This window comes from Streptomyces sp. NPDC058308 (assembly GCF_042880275.1).
Lineage (GTDB): Bacteria > Actinomycetota > Actinomycetes > Streptomycetales > Streptomycetaceae > Streptomyces.
Genome location: NZ_JBHVZA010000016.1, coordinates 84,377 through 103,686, shown reverse-complemented (window position 1 = coordinate 103,686; position 19,310 = coordinate 84,377). Strand labels below are relative to the sequence as shown.

13 protein-coding genes and 1 pseudogene are annotated in these 19,310 nt (G+C 67.3%); 7 read left to right on the top strand and 7 right to left on the bottom strand.

Going from position 1 to position 19,310, the window contains the following annotated elements; all coding sequences use genetic code 11:
- Window positions 1-101: 101 nt before the first annotated feature.
- Both ACFVYL_RS22380 and ACFVYL_RS22375 read left to right on the top strand, forming a co-directional pair.
- Window positions 102-1,190 (top strand): methyltransferase, encoded by a 1,089-nt coding sequence (locus tag ACFVYL_RS22380; RefSeq protein WP_389718856.1) that lies wholly within the window; start codon window positions 102-104, stop codon window positions 1,188-1,190.
- A gap of 170 nt (window positions 1,191-1,360) precedes the next feature.
- The gene (locus ACFVYL_RS22375) at window positions 1,361-2,935 is read left to right on the top strand and encodes an MFS transporter (RefSeq protein ID WP_389718853.1); all 1,575 of its coding nucleotides are present in this window, start codon (window positions 1,361-1,363) and stop codon (window positions 2,933-2,935) included.
- A 7-nt stretch (window positions 2,936-2,942) separates the two neighbouring features.
- Here the strand turns inward: ACFVYL_RS22375 and ACFVYL_RS22370 are convergent, their stop codons facing one another.
- The 6 genes and pseudogenes from ACFVYL_RS22370 to ACFVYL_RS22345 form a co-directional block, all read right to left on the bottom strand.
- Window positions 2,943-3,398, bottom strand: a complete 456-nt coding sequence (locus ACFVYL_RS22370) for a pyridoxamine 5'-phosphate oxidase family protein (RefSeq protein WP_389718850.1) — start codon at window positions 3,396-3,398, stop codon at window positions 2,943-2,945.
- 70 nt (window positions 3,399-3,468) lie between these two features.
- Window positions 3,469-3,954: a hypothetical protein gene (locus ACFVYL_RS22365; RefSeq protein ID WP_389718848.1), complete on the bottom strand. Its 486-nt coding sequence runs from the start codon at window positions 3,952-3,954 to the stop codon at window positions 3,469-3,471.
- Between the two features lie 62 nt (window positions 3,955-4,016).
- Window positions 4,017-4,415 (bottom strand): ArsR/SmtB family transcription factor, encoded by a 399-nt coding sequence (locus ACFVYL_RS22360; RefSeq protein ID WP_389718845.1) that lies wholly within the window; start codon window positions 4,413-4,415, stop codon window positions 4,017-4,019.
- Window positions 4,387-5,817 carry an MFS transporter gene (locus ACFVYL_RS22355; protein WP_389718842.1) on the bottom strand — a complete coding sequence of 477 codons (1,431 nt, stop codon included), beginning with the start codon at window positions 5,815-5,817 and terminating at the stop codon, window positions 4,387-4,389. The genes ACFVYL_RS22360 and ACFVYL_RS22355 overlap by 29 nt, the downstream gene beginning before the upstream one ends.
- A gap of 152 nt (window positions 5,818-5,969) precedes the next feature.
- On the bottom strand, window positions 5,970-6,290 hold the full coding sequence (locus ACFVYL_RS22350) for a hypothetical protein (RefSeq protein WP_389719020.1): 321 nt from the start codon (window positions 6,288-6,290) through the stop codon (window positions 5,970-5,972).
- Between the two features lie 144 nt (window positions 6,291-6,434).
- Window positions 6,435-6,698: pseudogene (locus ACFVYL_RS22345) on the bottom strand (helix-turn-helix transcriptional regulator); the annotation flags it as partial.
- A gap of 652 nt (window positions 6,699-7,350) precedes the next feature.
- On the opposite strand from ACFVYL_RS22345, the gene ACFVYL_RS22340 reads away from it, so the two are divergent.
- From ACFVYL_RS22340 to ACFVYL_RS22320, 5 genes are read left to right on the top strand one after another with little or no spacing between them, the layout of a single operon-like run.
- Window positions 7,351-8,466, top strand: coding sequence for a DUF1702 family protein (locus ACFVYL_RS22340; protein ID WP_389718840.1), 1,116 nt, complete (start codon window positions 7,351-7,353; stop codon window positions 8,464-8,466).
- Window positions 8,463-10,427, top strand: a complete 1,965-nt coding sequence (locus ACFVYL_RS22335) for a CRTAC1 family protein (protein ID WP_389718838.1) — start codon at window positions 8,463-8,465, stop codon at window positions 10,425-10,427. Before ACFVYL_RS22340 ends, ACFVYL_RS22335 begins: the two co-directional genes overlap by 4 nt.
- Window positions 10,424-11,485, top strand: a complete 1,062-nt coding sequence (locus ACFVYL_RS22330) for an enediyne biosynthesis protein (RefSeq protein ID WP_389718836.1) — start codon at window positions 10,424-10,426, stop codon at window positions 11,483-11,485. The genes ACFVYL_RS22335 and ACFVYL_RS22330 overlap by 4 nt, the downstream gene beginning before the upstream one ends.
- A gap of 3 nt (window positions 11,486-11,488) precedes the next feature.
- The gene (locus ACFVYL_RS22325; RefSeq protein WP_389718834.1) at window positions 11,489-17,449 is read left to right on the top strand and encodes an SDR family NAD(P)-dependent oxidoreductase; all 5,961 of its coding nucleotides are present in this window, start codon (window positions 11,489-11,491) and stop codon (window positions 17,447-17,449) included.
- 3 nt (window positions 17,450-17,452) lie between these two features.
- Window positions 17,453-17,920, top strand: coding sequence for an acyl-CoA thioesterase (locus tag ACFVYL_RS22320; RefSeq protein WP_389718831.1), 468 nt, complete (start codon window positions 17,453-17,455; stop codon window positions 17,918-17,920).
- Window positions 17,921-17,940: 20 nt separating this feature from the next.
- Here the strand turns inward: ACFVYL_RS22320 and ACFVYL_RS22315 are convergent, their stop codons facing one another.
- A complete protein-coding gene (locus ACFVYL_RS22315) occupies window positions 17,941-19,269 on the bottom strand; it encodes an APC family permease (protein WP_389718829.1) in 1,329 nt (442 codons plus the stop codon).
- Between the last annotated feature and the right edge of the window lie 41 nt (window positions 19,270-19,310).

The following is a 19,310-nucleotide window of genomic DNA, read 5'->3' as shown; positions in this document are numbered from 1 at the left end:
CACGGGTTGCCCGTCATGACGGGGACGATGTGGGCGCGGCCGCTCGTTCCCGAACTGTCTGTGGGCCTGTGACGACGACCTGATCAGGGATCGGAACAACCATGACCTCAGAGCTCGGTGGCCACAAGGGATCATCCTCGGCGTCGCCCGCGGGCAGTCACGCCGCTCCTGTCGCAAGCCCTCGACAGCAGATGTTCTCGCTGCTGATGGGTTGTTACGCGTCGCAATGCATCGCGGTGGCCGCTGATCTGAGGATTGCCGACCACGTGCACGAGGCGCCACAGCGACCATCCGATCTCGCCCGTGCCACGCAGTGCGATGCCCGAGCGATGTACCGGCTCCTGAGGGCTCTGGCCGGCATCGGGGTGTTCTACGAACGCGACGACGGTTCCTTCGAACTGACTGCTACCGGCGAGCTGTTGCGCTCCGACGTCCCCGGGTCGCTGCAGCCGGTCGCGCGGCTGATGGGCTCGGACCTGCAGTGGCCCACGCTCGGCAATCTGAGTCACACGGTCAGAACGGGAAAGCCGGCGTTCGAGCACGTCTTCGGGATGTCGATGTGGGAGTACCTCGCCACGCATGCGGACGCGCACGCCTTGTTCCAGTCATCGATGAGCGCGTTCTCCACCGCCGAAGTCCGCGCGATCCTCGACAACTACGACTTCTCGGGCGCCGTCACGGTGGTCGACGTCGCCGGCGGACAGGGAAACCTCCTGGCCGCGATCGTCGACAAGTATCCGCACCTCGAAGGCATCCTCTTCGAGCAACCGGAGGTGACCCGCGAGGCCCGCGACCAATTCGTCGCGAACGGACTGGGGCACCGTTGCCAGGCGATAGCGGGAGACATGTTCTCCACGATCCCGTCCGGCGCCGACTGCTACATCATGAAATCGGTCCTCCACGATTGGGATGACGAACGCGCGACGCAGCTGCTCCGCACCTGCCGGGACGCGATGGTCGACCGCGCGAGGCTACTGATCATCACTCGCGTGGTCCGACCCGCGAACGAAGCCGATTTGAGCAAGTTCCAGGACCTGAACATGCTCATCAACCTCAACGGCGCAGAGCGTACGGCCGACGAATTCCGCCGACTCCTCGGAAACGCCGATCTTCAACTCGACGAGATCATCGCGACACCGAGCCCGCTGAGCATTCTTGTCTGCACGTCAGGGGCCTCCAGTCGGCCCTGACTTCTCCGCGATTGCTGAAATGCGATCGAGGAAACCCAGAAGGGGTGCTCGCCACCGCAACCCGCTAACCTCATCAGGGCGTTCGGCTGATGAGAGGGCTGCTCATGGCGATGAGGAAAATCAGTCTCGTCCGGGGGGATTTCGAACACCCGGCTGCATTCTGGCTCGGAGTGCTGGCGTGCACCGCGGGCGTCGTGCTGCACCTGCCGATGTACTTCTCGGCGCGCCACATGAACTACGTCATGTCCGGGATGCGACCGGATGGCGCCATGATCACCGGGATGGCGCTCATCGCCGTCGGCCTGGTCGCGGTCGTCTACGGTGTGCTGCCCCCACGTGGGGCCCAGATCAAGAAATCGGCGCGGTCCCTGCGCGTCACCGCCATCGACGACGCCCCGATACGAGGTCAGCACGTCGCACTGCTCGTCGTTCTCGCCATCGCGATCACGATCGACGTCATGAAGCCCGCGACGCTGGCGTTCGTCGCGCCCGGGGTCGCCCAGGAGTACGGGCTCAAATCCCCGGCGAATCCGCACGGTGACATTCCCGTCTCCTGGCTCCCGCTCTCAGGGATCACCGGAACTGTCCTCGGCTCGTGGATATGGGGTGGGCTGGGCGACCGCATCGGCCGGCGCTCCTCGATTCTGCTGGCCGGAATACTCTTCATCACCACCTCGATCTGCGGCGCGATGCCCGGCTTCAAGTGGAATCTGCTGATGTGCTTCATGATGGGGATCGGCGTCGGCGGCATGATCCCGATCGCCTTCGCGCTGATGGCCGAGACGATCCCCGCGCGCCACCGCGGCTGGCTGATGGTACTGATCGGCGGTGACATCGCCGGTGCGTACCTCATCACGAGCTGGCTGTCCGGCTGGCTGGCCCCGACCTACAGCTGGCGCATCCTCTGGCTCATCGGCTTACCGACGGGGCTGCTGTTCATCGCGCTGAACCACTGGATCCCCGAATCGCCCCGCTACCTGATCGCCCGCGGCCGGAACGAGGAGGCAAAGGCGATCATGACCAGGTACGGGGCGGAGGTGCGAGAGGCCCCGAGCGACCCCGTGGCACCGGAGACACCCGCCCTTCACGGCTACCAACAGCTCTTCCGGCGCCCGTTGGCCGGTTCCACCCTCGCGATCCTGGTCCTCGCCGCCGGGGCGGGCCTCATCACATTCGGCTTTCAGCTCTGGGTGCCGACCAACCTGCAGCACCTCGGATACTCGGCGGTGAAATCGGACTACGTCGTGCGCAACGCGGCGCTGCTCGGGCTCCCCTTCACCGTGCTCGTGGCGGTGGCCTACGGCTGGTGGGGAAGCCGCAAGACGATCGTCACGCTCTCGGTGGTGTCGGCGCTGTCGCTGGGCGGCTTCGTGGTGGCGGGCGACTCGCTGGCCGACCACCGCCTCGCGCTCTCGTTGCTGCTCATCGTGCCGCTCTCCGCGGTCAGTTCGGTGACGGCGGTCGTCTCGGCGTACGCCGCCGAGGTCTATCCCACGATGCTGCGCTCGCGCGGCTCGGGCCTCGCGGCCGGCATGACCAAGCTCGGCGGAGTCCTGATCATCGCAGTTGTCGTCGCCAGCACAACCGTCCCCTCGATCGCCGCGACCGCGCTCATCGGAGCCGTGCCGCTGCTCCTGGCGGCCGTGATGTTCCTGTGGTTCGGGCCCGAGACCAAGCACCGAAGCGTCGAGGAGATCACCGACGAGCTGCTGGCCACCGAGGCCGCCTCGCCAGCAGACCACTGAGCCGGGTTCAGTCGACCGGGTCCGACAGCCACTGGCCTTTGAGTATCACTGTCCGGCCACGGAACTCGTGAAATCCGTTCCACACTTGAACGCGGCGAGGGAGCAGTCGGATGTAGAGGTAACCCTCCATCTTCCTCGGGTCATGAGAGACAGCGGCGAAGCGGTCGGCGACGTCCGTGGCGACCTCGGGAACCGGCACGAAACCGTCGAGAACGGTATCGACCATCACCACATCACACGTGGTGCCTACCGCCAGGCGTGCCCGTCCGGTCTCCCGGAGGTTCCGGACGGTCTTGCTGCTCTCGCCGGTCGCGGTGACGATGGCGTCGTCGTCATCGACGAACGCGACCGGAATCAGATGCGGTCCGGAGCACCCACCTGTCGACAGCCACATCTGCCCTTCCTGCCGAAGCCGGAGACGGGCGGCAGCCAGGCGTTCGTCATGAGTACGGGGCGTCGGCATACAAGGATCAACGAGCACCCCGGGATCAGGTCACTATTCCGTTGGCTGAAGAAAGTTGAAGCACGAGCAGTTACTGTTCGGACTGCTTCGCGCATTCCTCGGCGAAATGAGACAGGGTTACGCGCCACCCTTCCCCGTAACTGCAGTCCGAGGGCAGCATGGATGGGTCGACATTCTCCCATCCGGTGTGTTCGATTGACACGCGCGTCGAATGGTCGGTCACCTTTTGGAAAATCAGTTCAACATAGGTCGCGGAGCCGGGGATTACGTCCCAACGAAGCACGAACCCATGCGGCGGGTTCCAACTGGTAATCACACCCCAATTGCACTCACCGTCCGCCCGGACCTCGTACATTCGGCCGCCGACATGCTTCTCGACAACGACTTCTTTGATCTGATCTCGCCCCAGCGAGTAGGACTGCAGCGGCCACCAGTCCGCGACCCGGCCGACGAACGTCGAGAATGTCGAATCCTGACTGCAATTCACCACGACACTCGCCCGCACGACATGCTGGTCGGCTACGACACTCGGGTGCCCGGCGTTTACTGAGCTCATGAACCTAGCCCTCGGTGTTGTTCGGCAACGGTGCGCGACGCCGCAAGGATACCGTCCGTGCTCTAGACCGGCATCCCTTTCCCGTTACTGGCCGATTCGTCGCCGTGGTCGCTGTCGCTGTGCGTGGCACTCTCGGCTTCCTCCGCGATTTCCTTGGCAAGCGCGAGACTGTTGGACCAGAGGTCGCTGAAGTACTGGTGCAGTATCGCGATCCCGTCGGCCCGCGTGCGGTAGAGCCGGTTCCTTCCGGCGCGACGTTCCTCGACTAGTCCCGCCTCCCTGAGCACTCGAAGGTGTTGCGAGACGGCCTGGCGGGTGACCGTGAAGTGCCCCGCGATCTCACCGGCGGACAGTTCCTTCGTGGCCACCAGTTCGAGCATGATGCGGCGGTTCTCGTCCGAAAACGCCCGCAGGACCGCGATGGTCGATGCTTCATCCGGCTGTTTCGAGAGCCTCGTCATGGTCAGGCGCCGCCGTCTTCTGCTGTCGGATGACTAGTACGGCGACAATCGCTCCGATGATACTGAGCACGCCGATCCCGACCAATGCGGGACTAACCCCTTCGGCCATACTAGCAGCAGTGCCGTAGTCGCCGAATGCGGCGAACCACGCGGTTACCATCGCGACGCCGAATACGGCGCCGACGTACGCGAACGTCTCACTGGATCCGGATGCCATCCCGGCTTGCTTGGGAGTCGCCGACCGCATCACCGCGGACGACACCGAGGGGAATGCGATCGCGGTGCCCACACCGGCAATGAGGAGCGGAAGCCATAGGCTGCCGTACCCTACTGCCGAATCAGACATTTCCGCGCCAATCCAAAGGAATGCCACCCCGGGCAACAGCAGGCCGACGGTGACCAGGTACCGCTCACCAATCCTGTCCGCCAGCTGGCCGACAAACGGGGAAATCACCAGCGTCAGCGCGGTCCACGGCAGCAGGCGCACACCGACTTCGATGGGATCGTTGTGCAGCCCGAGCTGAATGTATTGGGTGAGGAGGAACGCCGGACCGAACATTCCTGCGTTGAGGATGAAGTTGGATACACATCCCGCGGACAGGCTCAGGTTTCGGAACAGGCTCATGTTGATCATGGGCTCCGCCACCCGGCGTTCCCACAGGACGAAGCACACGAGCAGGAGCGGCCCGACGATGAGCCCTCCGAGGATCGTGGCATCGGTCCACCCCCGCTCCGGACCGCGGATCAGCGCCTGCACGATGAGCAGGACCGCGGAGGTGGCCATGAGGAGGCCGGCCGGGTCGATCTTCCTCGCGCCGCCGAAGGACTCGGGCACGTGCAGGCGAGCGAACGCGATGACGCCGACCCCGATGGGTACGTTGAGCCAGAAGATCCAATGCCAGCTGAAGCCTTGGATGATCGCGCCACCGACGACCGGTCCGGACGCCACGGCGATGCCGATGACGCCACCCCAGATTCCGATGGCTTTCCCTCGCTCCTCGGGTGGGGTCACCGAGGTGATGAGCGCGAGGGTCAGCGGGAGCACGATCCCGCCACCGATGCCCTGCACGACCCGCGCGCCGATGAGGAACCCCATCGACGGACTGACGGCACACAGGATGGAGCCGACCGTGAACACCGTCAGACCGATCGAGAAGACCCGCAGGCGACCGAAGCGGTCGGCCAGGGTCGTACCCGTGAGGATCAGTGATGCGAAGGCCAACGTGTACGCGTTGACCGCCCAGCTGAGGTTGCCCGCATCCCCGCCGAGGTCCTCGTGCAGTGTCGGCAAAGCGGTGGCCACGACCAGGTTGTCCAGACTCACCATGAAGTTGGTGAGGGCAGCAAGCGCGATCGTCCAGACCACCTGCTGTTTGGGAAATGTGTCTCGTGCTGGCTGCATCACTCTGCTCCTGTCTTGCACCTCAGCAGAACGGCCAAGGACAGCTCCCTAGCGAATTATTACGTTAGTGTGGGCTTACATGTCAGTCAAGGCCGAGCCCCGGTCGACGCGCAGCGCCCCCGGGTGCGTCGGCACAGCGCGTTCAGCTCACCTCACGAACAGGCTCGCGTGCTGCTCCACAGAAGGCTGGAGAGGTACCGGTCGAGCCCCGGGACCGCGAGCAGTGAGGGCACCATCCCCCTCGTGGGCTCCTGGAGCACGACGTCGGCGCTGATCTGGTCGGCCGGCCGGACGTCGAACTCTTCGCTCACACCGACAAGCACTTCCGCCAGTGAGTCCTCGGATCCCCTCTCGACGGCGATCGCCCGCATCAGCCATTTACCGGGCGGCAGGCCGCCGAAGAAGAAGCCCTCCTCGGGGTCCACGAACCTGGCGGCGATCGGCGGCATCAGCGGCCTCGTACTCGAGAACACGCTCACGTGGATGCGCGTCCCCCGATTTCGTGGAGTACCGATCAGCCGGCCCATGACGCAGCCACGAGGGTTGACATCGGGTACGACACCTGGAACGACCAGATCGAAGAGCGTGAGATCGGCGCGAGACGAGCGCCTGTATTGGGACGGGGGGAGCCCGACAATTTCGGTGAACCGAGTGGTGAAGGTCCCCAGGCTCCGGTATCCGACCGAAGACGCGATGTCGGACACATTTGCCACGCTTGTCGACAGAAGCTGTTTGCTTCGTGCCATCCGGACCGCGCAAAGAAAGCTTCCAGGTGAGCACCCCGCTTCTCTCCTGAACTTCCGGGCGAAATGAAACTTGCTGTACCTGACGAACGCCGCGATGTCACCGAGACTCAGTGGGTGTCCGCAGTTTTCCCACATGTAGATCATGCTGTCCCCAACTGGATCAGACATGGCTGCCTCCGATCTCGTGATCGAATAATGGCCAGGGGAACGATGCTCTGGGTCTCGATGATCGTCGAGCAGGTCAGGCGACTGCGTCACCCATGGGAAACACGTCCGGGCCCACCTGCCCGCGGAAATAGCAGACGTCCGGTTGAATGGGGTCCTGCTGACATAAACCGTCCCCCGTTCTGCGTTACGCGTCAGTGGCGGCTACCGGCCTCCCTCCATGAGGTGGAGTCCCACCGGGTGAGGCAGAGCCTGACGCACGGTTCAGCGTGATGGGGAAACTCGGTATCCGTCCGGCCTAATCACGTGCGCAATGAGGGGCGGCTTGCGGGCGCCCCACAGCCCGGGTCAGTCGGCTGACCCTGCCGGAAAAGGAACCAGGGAATCCACATCCCCCCTGAACCACGCGCCGGTCGCCCCCCTGCGCGACTCCCTCGTAACGCGGCCACGCGAGCCGTCACTGACCAGGCGCCGGCATCGGTCCCTGCACTGGCCCGTCAACGACCGCGAGGAAGCAGAGATTACTAATCTTTTTTCAATTGAGCAATGAGAGAGAAACGCTCGACGCCTGTTCGATGCCAGTCTCGTGACGACGTGGCGTAGTCGGACGCGAGGTGCTGGCATGGTTTCGTGGATAGGACACATTCGTCGCATACTGCTCACTCCCGGCGCGAATCAGGCTTTATTACGCACACGTGGCTTCCCCGAGCGCGACGCCCACGCGAAGGCGTCCCTGGAGATGGCCGGCGGCTCGTTCATCGAAGGGTTCGGCGTCGCAGCCCAGAGTCCGACTGCCGTTGAGGCCACGGTCACGCTGTCGAGGATCGACGGCATCCGGCGAGGATTCGCCTTCGAGGGCGCGGCCATGGCCATGGCCATCCGCGACGCTCTGCCGCTGGGCCACCGCCACCACGTCGGCGACCTCCTCGAAGCGGCCGACGACCACACCTACATGATCCACGTCGGGGTCGGCTGGTCGTTCGCCCGGCTGCCCCGGCCTCTGTGGCGGGCGGCGGCGGGCGGCCTGACCGACCCCACCCTCACGTGGCTGGCCCTGGACGGCTACGGCTTCCACCAAGCCTTCTTCCACACGGACAAGTACGTGGAACGGCAGTACATCGACGCCGATCCGCCCCTGCCGACGAACCACCATCCCGGGTACGCCACTCACGCGATCGACCAGGGAATCGGACGAGCCCTCTGGTTCGTCGCGGGTGCCGATCCGAACCGAGCGGTACGGCTGATCGAGGCGTTCTCACCGCGGCGGCACGAGGATCTCTTCGCCGGGCTCGGGCTGGCCGCGACCTACGCGGGCGGTGCGCCCCCCGACGAGCTCGAAGAACTCGCCGAGCGGGCGGGCGAACACCGGCCCGCCCTCGCGCAGGGGTCGGTGTTCGCCGCCGAAGCACGTACACGTGCGCACATCGCACAGCCGCACACCGAGACCGCAGTCCGGGCGATCACGGGGCTTCACGTCACCGAGGCGGCCGCCATCGCCACCCAGAGCCGTCCGTCGGGACACACGGTGGACGGGCAGGTGTCGTTCGAGGTGTGGCGTCGCCGCATCATGCTGCGCTGGGCCACCGAAACACGTTTCAGCCTCGACTCCCCGCTCAGCTCGCCGGCACAGCCGAGGGCAGCCGTCGAGGACGTCGGCGACGGCACAGCGGCCGACGGGACGGGTTCCCTCTCGACATCCCGACAACCCCACGCCGACGGGGTGAGGGACGGCTCATGAGAGAACGCATCCGCACACTCACGCCTGCCCTCTGCGCGGTCCTGCTCGCCGCGTCCCTGTTCGTGGTGACCCGAGCAGCGGTCGCAGCGCCGGATGCGTCGGAGGTCGCACCGGACTACAAGTTCGCAGCCATGTCGATCCCGATGCCGCCCGGTTACGAGAAGCTTCCTAAGAAGAAGGTCCGCGAGGTCAACCCCGCCTACCACAAGATCCGTTCGTGGATCTCGTCCGTGGGCGCCGGCGTCGCCATCAACGACCTGACCGGGCACGGACGGGCCAGTGGCGTGTGTCTCGTGGACACCCGCACGGACTCGGTGGTCGTCACCCACACTCCGACCGCTCCGGCAGCCGACCGATTCACTCCGTTCACCCTCGACGCCGCGCCTCTCCACGTCGACTCGACGATGGCGCCGATGGGCTGTGCGCCCGGCGACTTCGACGGCGACGGGCGGATGGACCTGCTGGTCTACTACTGGGGACGCACACCGATTCTGTTCATGGCGGACAAATCCGCACCCGGTCGCTCACCGGCGTATCGCCCGACCGAACTGGTCCCGTCGGCCAAGGACGTGGACAGGTACACGGGCGAACAGTGGAACACCAACGCCATGTCGGTCGCCGACTACGACGGGGACGGCCACCCCGACCTGATGGTCGGAAACTACTTCCCGAACTCCTCCGTCCTCGACCCGCACGGCCAGGACGACGTCGTCATGAACGACTCCATGTCGAACGCGCGGAACGGCGGCGGCATACGGATGCTGCGCTGGGTGCGCAACGACGGCGGGCACCCGGTGTATGTGGAGGACAAGAAGGCCATCCCGTACGACGACGCGACCGGGTGGACCCTCGCCCTGGCCGGTGGAGACCTCACTGACGATCTTCTGCCCGAGGTCTACGCGGCCAACGACTTCGGACACGACCACCTGTTCTACAACAAGTCGAAGCCCGGCGAGATCCGGTTCAGCACCGCGGCCGGCGATCGCGGCTGGACCACACCCAAGTCATTCGTCCTGGGCAACGACTCCTTCAAAGGGATGGGTGTGGACTTCGTCGACCTCTACGGCCGCGGCAAGTTCGACATGATCGCCAGCAACATCACAACGGCGTGGGGCCTCGAGGAGAGCAACTACGTGTGGCGCAACGACGCCCGCACCCCGAAGAAGATGGCGTCCGAACTCGGCGCCGGGCACGCCCCCTTCTCCCAGCAGGCCCAAGAGGCCGGCCTGGCCTGGACCGGATGGGCCTGGGACATCAAGGGTGCCGATCTGCAGAACTCCGGCAAGCTCGACGTCCTGCAGACCGCCGGGTTCGTCCAGGGCGCCAAGCACAACCGCTGGCCGTGGCTGCAGGAGCTTGCCACCAGCAACGACGTTCTCCTGCGCGAGCCCGGCATGTGGCCCAAGGTCGGCCCCGACGACGACATCGCGGGCCACCAGCCGATGGCGGTGTACGCACCGACCGGCTCCGGCGAGTACGTCGACATCGCCGATCAGGTCGGCATCGACTCCAAGACCCCGACCCGCGGGATCGCCGTCGGCGACACCCGTGGAAACGGGACGTTGGACTTCGCCGTCGCCCGGCAATGGGGTCCGCCGGCCTTCTACCGGAACGATTCACCGGATATGGGCCGCTACCTCGAACTCCAGCTGTACAGGCCCTCCGGCAAAAAGGACAGCGGCGACCTGTCAGCAGCCGGAACACCCGCCTACAACGCGAAAGTCACCGTACGAACGGCCGACGGCCGCACGATGCAGGGCCAACTCGACGGCGGTAGCGGGCACAGCGGCAAGCGGGGCTTCGACGTGCACTTCGGCCTGGGCACCGAGGACCGGCCGGTGAGCGCCACCATCGCATGGCTCGACAACCAGGGCGAGCGCCACCGGCAGACCATCCGGCTCACCCCGGGCACGCACACCTTCATGCTCACCGACACGGCCGAGGAGGTCAGCGCCCCGTGACGACCCAGAGTCCCAAGCCCGTCGACCGGAACGTCCGCGAACGGTCTCCTCTCCCGGAAACGACCTCACCATCACCCACGTCATCGCCCGCCACGCCGCTCCGCGCCGACTCGAAGCCGCCGACCGCCCAGGCAGCCGGGAAGGATCCGCGCTACCTGGCCCTGCGGAACTTCGCCCTCTCCATCTCGGTCTTCAACATCCTCGGCTACACCCTCCTTGGGTTCGAACAGCCGCCCTTATGGCCGATCCTGGCGGTAGCCAGCGCGTACACGATCGATCTCGCCTTCGAGACACTCAGCGCGTGGGCACAACGCCGGGCACCCCGCTTCCGCGGCCGAGGCATGCGCGGCGTCTACGAGTTCTTGCTTCCCGCGCACATCACGGCGCTCGCGGTCAACATGCTGCTGTACGCGAACAACCAGTTCTGGCCGGTCCTCTTCGGCATCTCCGTCGCCGTCACCGGCAAGTACGTGTTCCAGGCTCCGATCGGTGGCCGCATGCGCCACTACATGAACCCGTCGAACCTCGGCATCAGCGTCGCGCTGCTGTGCTTCGGCTCCTGGGTCAGCGTCGCGCCGCCGTATCAGTTCGGTGAGAACATCAACTCGCTGTTCCGGATCGCGATCCCCGTCATCCTCGCCACCGCCGGCACGGTGTTGAACGCGAAGCTCACCGGCAAGATTCCGTTGATCGTCGGCTGGCTCGGCGGATTCGTGATCCAGGCGGTCCTGCGCCATGAGCTGTTCGACGTCGCGCTGATGGCCGCGCTCGGCACCATGACCGGCACGGCCTTCCTCCTCTTCACCAACTACATGATCACCGACCCCGGTACCACACCGGTCAAGCCACGGGCCCAATTCATGTTCGGCGCCTCGGCCGCGATGGTCTACGGACTGCTGATGTTGTTCAACTTGGTCTACACGCTGTTCTTCGCTCTCACGATCGTGTGCGCCATCCGCGGAATCTCCGTGTGGATCGGCGTACTCATCGCCAAGCGCAGGTCCGTGACCGAGTCGTCCGCGGCCCCGAACCGTCGGCGAGGCGCGCAGGAGGCCTAGTCCATGACCCGTATAGCGATCGTCGGGATGGCCTGCACGTTCCCCGACGCCAAGACCCCGAGGCAGCTCTGGGAGAACGTTCTTGCCGGACGCCGGGCATTTCGGCGCGTGCCGGACGTGCGGCTGAGCACGGCGGACTACTACGCCGCCGATCCGGCCGCACCGGACCGGCACTACGCCACTCATGCCGCGGTCATCGAGGGCTGGGAATTCGACCGGACGAAGCACCGCGTCGCCGCGAGCGTGTACCGGTCCACCGACATCGCGCACTGGCTGGCCCTGGACACCGCCGCGGCAGCGCTGGAGGACGCCGGTTTCGCCGAAGGCGAGCGGCTCGACCGTGCCCGCACCGGCGTCATCCTCGGCAACACCCTGACCGGAGACATGACTCGGGCCACCGGCATGAGGCTCAGGTGGCCCTACGTACGGCGTACCTTGGCGAAGGCGCTGGAGGACAGGGACTGGACGGTCGACGACATCGCCGAGTTCCTCGACGCATACGAGACCCAGTACAAGGCTCCGTACCCCGGGATCAACGAAGACAGCCTGGCCGGTGGCCTGGCGAACACCATCGCGGGACGCATCTGCAACCACTTCGATTTCGGCGGTGGCGGCTTCATCGTGGACGGAGCCTGCTCGTCGTCCCTGCTGGCCGTGGCGAGCGCCGGTAACGCCCTGTCCGCAGGGCAGATCGACACCGCCGTCGTCGGCGGAGTCGACACGTCCATCGACCCGTTCGAACTCGTCGGCTTCGCCAAGACCGGGGCCCTCGCGACCTCGCAGATGAAGGTCTACGACCGAAAGTCGAACGGCTTCTGGCCGGGCGAAGGCTGCGGCATCCTGGTGCTCGTCCGCGAGGAGGACGCGATCGCACGCGGCATGCGCACCTACGCGACCATCGCGGGCTGGGGAGTGTCCTCCGACGGCCACGGCGGTATCTCCCGGCCTGAGGCGGGCGGCCACCTGCTCGCCATGGAACGGGCCTATCAGATGGCCGGCTTCGGTGCCGAGACCGTCGACTACTTCGAGGGGCACGGAACCGGTACGGCGTTGGGCGACCGGACCGAGCTCGAAGTGTTCCACCGCGTGAGCGCGGACCGGCCGGCCGGCGCCGAGCCCGTCTACATCGGCACGATCAAAGGCAACATCGGGCACACGAAGGCCGCCGCCGGCATCGCCGGCCTGATCAAGGCCACCCTTGCCCTGTACCACGGCACGATCCCGCCTGTGGCCGGCAACAGCGAGGCGCACCCGATACTCGAGATCCCCGACTCGCGGCTGCGGCTTCCCCGCACGCCGCAGCCGTGGCCGACCCGGCGGCCCGCGAGCCCGCCGGGCGACGGAGCCGGTGATCCGCCGCGCCGCGCGGGCACGTCGTCGCTGGGGTTCGGGGGGATCAACGCCCACGTTGCCCTGGAGTCCGCCCGGTCGGCGGAAGCGCTTCCCGCGGCTCTCCACCGGCATCTGATACACACGCCACAGGACGCCGAACTGCTGGTCCTTTCGGCAGCCGGCTTCGAGGACCTCGAGGGCGGGCTCCGTCGCACCGCAGACGTCGCGGCTGCGTGCTCCTACGCCGAACTCGGCGACCTGGCCGCCGAACTCACGCGCACCGACTGCGATTTCGCCTTCAAGGCAGCGGTGGTCGCATCCGAGCCCGCAGCGGCGGCATCGAGTCTGCGCGCGCTCGCTGACGCCATCGCGGCGGGTGAGACGCAGGTGTTCGCACCTCGTCGCGGTCAGTTCCTGGCCCACTGCGCGAAAGCCCCCCGGATCGGGTTCCTGTTCCCGGGCCAGGGCGCCCCAGGGCGTGGGGACGGCGGAGGACCGGCGCACAGGTTCGAGGTCGTCCAGGACCTCTACCGGCAGGTGGGCACGCGGCCCCCGGGCGCCGCGACCGAGGACGCACAACCGCGCATCGTCACCGCTTCCCTTGCCGGGCTGCGGATCCTCGACCGGGCAGGGGTGTCGGCTTCCGGCTGTGTCGGACACAGCCTCGGCGAACTCACCGGCCTGTACTGGGCGGGGGTCTTCGACGAGAGGTCGGTCGTCGGGACCGCGGCCTTCCGCGGCGAGGCGATGCACAAGGCGACCTCAGGACCCGAGGGAACCACGTCCGGACAGGCGCCGCACGAGACCGGGACGATGGCGTCCCTCCGCGCCTCCGCGGCCCAGGTCGAACCATTGCTCACCGGAACGCAGGTCACCGTCGTCGGCTACAACGGCCCGACTCAGACTGTCATCGCGGGCCCCGTGAACGCCGTCGACGCGGTGGTCGACGCGGCGAGGGGGGCCGGGCAGCACGGCGCCAGGCTCGCTGTCTCCCATGCCTTCCACACACCGCTGGTCGCCCCGGCCGCACACAAGTTGCGCGGGTACCTCGACGAGACCCGCGTCGGCGAGGTCAAACGGGCGGGACTGTTCTCGACGGTCACGGCGGAACCGGTGGAGCCCGGATCGAACGTCGCCGATCTCCTGGAACGGCAAGTCGTGGCACCGGTGCGGTTCGCCGACGCTCTCGAACGGCTCGCTGAGACATGTGACCTGCTCATCGAGGTGGGGCCGGGCACGATCCTGTCCGGCCTCGCGGCCGAGGTGTGTCCGGCCGTTCCGGTGGTCTCGATGGACACCGACGACGGGTCGGTCGCCGCCGTCCTGCGCACGCTCGCAGGCTGCTACGTGCTGGGCGCCGGTCCTGATCTGGTGGCCCTCGCGGCCGAGCGATTCCACCGGCCCATCTCGTTGGACAAGCACTTCACCTTCATCGAGAGCCCTTGCGAACAGGCGCCGGACGTCTCGCATGTCCCTCGGTCCTCGGTCCGGCCTCCCCGGGCCGAGGCCGACCGCACGGACGTCCCTGCCGACGTACGGAGTCCACTGGACACCCTGCGACACCTGATAGCCGAACGTGTCGAGCTTCCGGTCGCCGAGATTCAACCCGGGACGCGCCCCCTCGACGATCTGCACCTGAACAGCATCACGATCACCCAGCTGATGAGCGAAGTCCTCAAGACGTTCGGCGCACCGGTCCCCGAGCCGAGCACCAGCGTGGCGACCGCCACCGTCGCGGAGCTGGCGGAGGCGATCGACGACCTCGCTCACAGAGCCGGTGACGGAGCGGACAGCAAGGACGCCGACGACCTGGCGGGCATCGGCACCTGGGTTCGGCCGTTCGTGGTCGAGCAGGCCCCGACCCCGCTGCCGCCCGGCTCGGACGAGGAACGGCCGGGCACGTGGGAGGTGTTCGCTCCCCCCGGTGAACCGCTCGCGCCCGCGGTTCGGCAGCGGCTTGAGGCCGCCCCTGTCGGCGATGGGATCCTGCTCATCAGCGGCGCTTTTGGGAACGAGGCCCCCGCAGGCATGACGGCCCGCATGGTGGACGCGGCGAGGCTGGCTGCCGAGCGCGGTACCCGGCTCGTCGTCGTCAACCGTGGCCACAGTGCCTCCGCCCTGGCCAAGACGGTCCATCTGGAGGCGTCGGCGGTACGTACGACGATCGTGGACCTCGCCGACCGCCTCGCGCCCGATCGGGCGGCGCGGTTGGTCTGCTCCGAGGTGGCCGGCACCCGTACCTTCCGCGAGGTCTCCTACGACGACGATGCCCGGCGGACCGAGCCCGTTCTCCGTGAACTGACCACCGGGCACGACGGCTATCCGGTCGGTGCCGGCGACGTCGTCGTCGTCACCGGGGGCGCCCGCGGCATCACTGTCGAGTGCGCCGCCGCCCTGGCCCACGAGACGGGCTGCACGCTGGCGTTGATGGGGCGGGCCGACGCCGCAGCCGACGCGGAGGTCGCGGCGAACGTCGCCCGGCTGCGCGACTCGGGCACCAAGGTGAGCTACTACTCCGCCGACGTCACCGACGTGCGGCAGGTAGCCGCGGCCACCGAGGCGATCCGGAAGGAACTGGGAGACATCACCGGAATCCTGCACGGCGCCGGCATCAACACGCCTGTTCCCATTGGTTCGTTGACCTACGACGACCTGACAAGCACCGTTGCCGTCAAGGTCGACGGATTCCGCAATGTCCTGAACCACGTCGACCCCTCCGGTCTGCGGCTCGTCATCGGATTCGGCAGCATCATCGGACGCGCGGGGCTGCGCGGCGAAGGCCACTACGCCACCGCCAACGACTGGCTGCGATCGACGATCGACACGCTCGACGGACAACTGCCGCGGTGCCGCTGCCTGAACATCGAGTGGTCGGTGTGGTCGGGCACGGGGATGGGCGAACGACTCGGCGTGCTCGACGTACTGACCCGGGAAGGGATCGAGCCGATCCCCACGGACGTCGGGGTCGCCGTCCTGCTGGATCTGCTGCGCACTCGGTCAGCCCCGTCGAACGTGGTGGTGCTCGGAAGGGCCGTCGGCCTCCCGACCATCGCCTTCGCGCCGGCTGAGCTGCCGTTGCTGCGCTTCCTCGAACGTCCGATGCTGCACTTCCCCGGTATCGAGTTGATCGTCGAGGCCGATCTCTCCTCGGCGGCCGACCCGTATCTCGACGATCACCGACTGTCCGGGCAGGCGCTGTTCCCGGCGGTCATGGGCATGGAGGCGATGGCTCAGGTCGCGACGGCGCTGTTCGGTGACGACAGCCCGGTCGAGTTCCGCGACGTCGAGTTCAACCGTCCGATCGGGGTCGCGCCGGACGGGACGACGACGATCCGGATCGCCGCGCTGCGGGACGGCGATGAGGTTCAGGTCGCGATCCGATCGGCCGAAACGCTGTTCCACGTCGATCACTTCCGTGGAGTGTGCCTGCGCCGGGACGATTCCGCCCCAGCTCCCACCGGGCGCCAAGAGGTGTCGGGGCCGACGGCCGGGACGCAGCGCTGGGATCCGCTGCTCAAAGCTGCCGACAGGGCCGCGGACATCGCTCCGACCACGATGGACATCGAAGTCGACTTCTATGACCGGATCATGTTTCACGGTCCCCGGTTCCGTTCGGTAACCGACTTCCGCCTGATATCGGCACGGCGATGTGTCGCGCGGATCCGTTGTTCCGACAGCCGCTGGTTCTCTCCCGTCCTGCCGGGCGCGCTGCTGCTCGCAGACCCGGCCGCGAGAGACGCGTTCATGCATGCGCTGCAAGTGTGTGTCCCCGACGCCACCCTGCTGCCGTCCAGGATCGGCCGAGTGCGGTCGTTCCCCCAGCGGCAGAAGGCCGGGGAACTCACCCTGGTGGCGGCCGAACGCGCCCACGACGGGAACACCTACGTCTACGACGTCGTAGTCCGCGACGCACAAGGTGCGCTGGTCGCGATCTGGGAGTCACTCGAACTGACCGCCGTCCCGTCGCCTCACACGGGCCGCGCGTGGACACCCGAGCTGCTCGGTCCGTACCTACAGCGTCATCTCGACGGTGTGCTCCCTGAACCGCTGCGTCTCGCGGTCGTTCGCGATCGCCCCGCGGCCTCCCCGGAATCGCTGCGCGCAAGCGGGACGAACGCCGGTCCCGGCAGCGGGCGGCGCACACCGAGTCGCCGGGCCATCACGGAACGCGCGCTGGCTGCCGCGTTCGGACACCCGGTGGCGTTGCGGCATCGCCCTGACGGCCGGCCCGAGACGACCGAACCGATGAGCGCCACCCACGGCCCCGGCATCACCGCCGCCGTCGCTTCTTCCCGTCCCGTCGGCTGCGACATCGAAGCGGTCAGGGAACGCACCCTGGAGCAGTGGCGCGGACTCCTCGGGCTGTCCGGCGTCGCGCTGGCGGAGATGTGCGGCACCGCGGGTGACGAGCCGTTCGCCACCGCCGCCACCAGGGTCTGGAGCGCCCGCGAGGCTGTCATGAAGCTCGGTGTGACCGTGACGCAGCCCAAGTTGATCCTGGATGAGCGAGCCCACGACAAGGGCTGGCTCGTGCTGCGTCACGGGCGCGACCTGGTGTGGACGTTCGCCGCCACGCTGGCGGCGCCCACCCCGAACGAGGTCATCGTGATCGCCGTGACCGAGAAGGGCTGAACCGTGCCGAGCTTCGACATCCCCCACCTCGTCGGCTTCGAGGAGACCAACCTCGTCGGCAACGTCTACTTCGTGCACTACTTTCGCTGGCAGGGCAGGTGCAGGGAGACGTTCCTCAAGGAGAAGGCGCCGGGAGTCCTGCACGAGATCGCACACGGTCTCAAGCTGTTCACCATCAAGTGCGCATGCGAGTACTTCGCCGAATTGACGGCATTCGATCAACTGTCCATCCGCATGACGCTCGTTGACCTCACCCAGACCCAGATCGAGTTCGAGTTCGCCTACGTCAAGATCGACGAGACGGACCGGACCGAGCACCTGGTCGCAAAAGGCCGACAGCGTGTCGCGTGCATGCGCGGCGAGGGGGACCAAGCCACGCCGACCCGCGTCCCCGAAAGCCTGCGACAGGCGCTCGAACCCTATGGCGCCGTGAGAGCCGGGTCTGTCGCGGTCAACGGTGGCTCGAAGTGATCCCGTACTGGTGATGCCGCTCACCGTCCGCGACGTACCCGCAAGGCTGCGACCACGCCCAGAGTCGCGCCCACCGCAAGGACGACGAGGCCCCGCAACCAGACGTCACGTTCGATCTGGGTCGCGAGCAGTACGCAGGACGAGGCCCCCAGGAGCGGTACGACGGCCGGCGCCGCGAAGTGGTCCTGGGAGGAGGTGTCGCGGCGCAGTACGAGGGCCGCGGTGTTGACGAGGAAGAAGACGACCAGGAGCAGCAGGACCAGGGTGGAGGCGAGGGTGGCCACGTCGCCGGTGAGGGCGAGGAGCAGCGAGAGCGCCGTGGTGACGGCGATCGAGGCCCACGGCGTGCGCCGGCGGGGCAGCACCTTCGTCAGGAACCGCGGCAGCAGACCGTCCCGCGCCATGCCGTAGGCGAGCCGCGACGACATGATGCCCGTCAGGAGCGCGCCGTTGGCGACGGCCACCAGGGCGATGGCGCTGAAGAGCTCCGCGGGAACCCCGCCCGCCTCGTGCACGACTTCGAGCAGCGGTCCGCTCGACAGGGCGAGCTTGCGGGTCGGCACGGCCGCGGCGGCGGCCGCACCCACCAGGGCGTACACCGCACCGGCGGTGACCAGGGCGCCGAAGAGCGCGCGGGGGTATGAGCGCCTGGGGTCCCGGGTCTCCTCGGCCACGTTGACGGACGTCTCGAACCCGACGAACGAGTAGTACGCGAGCACGGCACCGCTCAGCACGGCGGCGGCGGCGGGACCCTTGCTCTCGGTGCCCAGCTGCGTCAGCCGTCCCACGTCCCCGTCGCCGCGTACGACGATCCAGACCCCGAGCCCGGCCACGAGCAGCAGCCCGCTCACCTCGATGACCGTGGCGACGGCGTTGGCGCGCGTCGACTCGCTGATGCCCCGCGCGTTCAGCAGCGCCAGCACGGCAAGGAAGACGACCGTCACGAGGACCACCGGCAGCGTGATGAATTCGGACAGGTAGTCACCGCCGAACCCGCGCGCCAGTGCCGCGACGGAGACGATGCCTGCGGCGAGCATGCAGAACCCGGCGAGGAACCCCGCGAAGGGGCCGAACGCCAACGTCGCGTAGTGGGAGGCGCCGCCCGCGCGCGGGTACTTGGTGACCAGCTCCGCGTACGACGTCGCTGTCAGCAGGGCCAGGCACAGCGCCACGAGGAGCGGCACCCATACGGCGCCACCGGCGTCGGCGGCGACCTGGCCCACCAGGACGTACACGCCGGCGCCGAGGACGTCGCCCAGGATGAAGAAGTAGAGCAGCGGGGTGGTCAGGGCCTTCTTGAGCGGTGCCGGAGCTTTTGCGGGCTCGGGGCTCGTGCGGGGATCTTTCACGCGGGGCCGTATACCCGGTCCGGCTTTTCACAGGCGGCGAA